Origin of the sequence: Gillisia sp. CAL575, from assembly GCF_000403785.1 — a bacterium.
GTDB lineage: Bacteria > Bacteroidota > Bacteroidia > Flavobacteriales > Flavobacteriaceae > Gillisia.
Genome location: NZ_APHJ01000010.1, coordinates 1 through 1,041 on the forward strand (window position 1 = coordinate 1; position 1,041 = coordinate 1,041).

Annotated in this window: 1 protein-coding gene; it reads right to left on the minus strand. The window is 32.4% G+C overall.

All coding sequences use genetic code 11. The annotated features are described in order from the left end of the window. Positions 1-160: 160 nt before the first annotated feature. Positions 161-721 (minus strand): alpha/beta hydrolase, encoded by a 561-nt coding sequence (locus I130_RS00090; RefSeq protein WP_198012016.1) that lies wholly within the window; start codon positions 719-721, stop codon positions 161-163. Positions 722-1,041: the final 320 nt, after the last annotated feature.

The window sequence follows — 1,041 nt, forward strand, 5'->3', positions numbered from 1 at the left end:
CCACAATCATAGTGATGCTGGTGGCACTCAAGAAGTGACCACAAATAGGATGCTGAGCAGGTTATTTTTGTGTTGAATTCTTACTGAAGCAAAGCTTCATCAAAAATTCAACACGTTAAAATATTATAAGTATGAAATAAGAGAAATTAAAATATTATCTTTAAGAAATAAGGTTATTGCTTTTCATAGGAAACGATGTTGTGGTGCGTTGCATTGATTCACAAATTTTAATTGAATGTTTTTTTTCTGTATAAATTTGATGAGTTCCATTTTCAATTATTTCATTTGTCAAATGAAGTTTTTCAAGCCATTCAGGAGTAGGCTTAAAATCATCTTTTTCACCAAAAATCAATTTTATTTTGCAATCAGGTTTTTCTGTTTCATATCTTAATCTGGTTGAAGAAACAGCATAAATGCTTTTAGTTTTTAATCCGTTTAATGCAGCTTTCCAAGCAATTGTTCCTCCAATGCTGAAAGCCAAAATATTACACTCTTTTTTCTCAAACTCAATGAGTTTTTTTACAGCTATTTCAATTCCGCTATTTATAAACTGTTGGTGACGAATATTCTCATTTGAAGAGTTGATTTCAATTTCGCCTAAGTCGCAAGAATCATAGTATTTGATATTATAATCTGAACTTAATAAATCTGAATAATAATTTATCCACTCAGATTTTTGAAATCCCCATATATCAGATAAAATAATTAATCTCTCTTTCATGCTGGATTTAATGCACCACAACGGTCTTGTTTAACGCAAGTGGCGTGGAGTAGGGACGCAAACTTGTCGGCTTAGTTGTTTGTTTCTTGGTCTCTAAAATATCACTTTTTGTTCGAATACCCGCTATTTGCTGTTAGCATCCATGAAAAAGCAGTAATCGAGTATCTTTAATAATCACTATAAAAACTAAAGATATGGAAACCCGAGTTACTGCATTACCAAAGTTATTCATAGGAATTGATATTCACAAGAGAAGCTGGAAAATACATTGCAGCACCGATCTCTTTGGCGGTAAATCTTTCACGATGCCTCCAGATCCT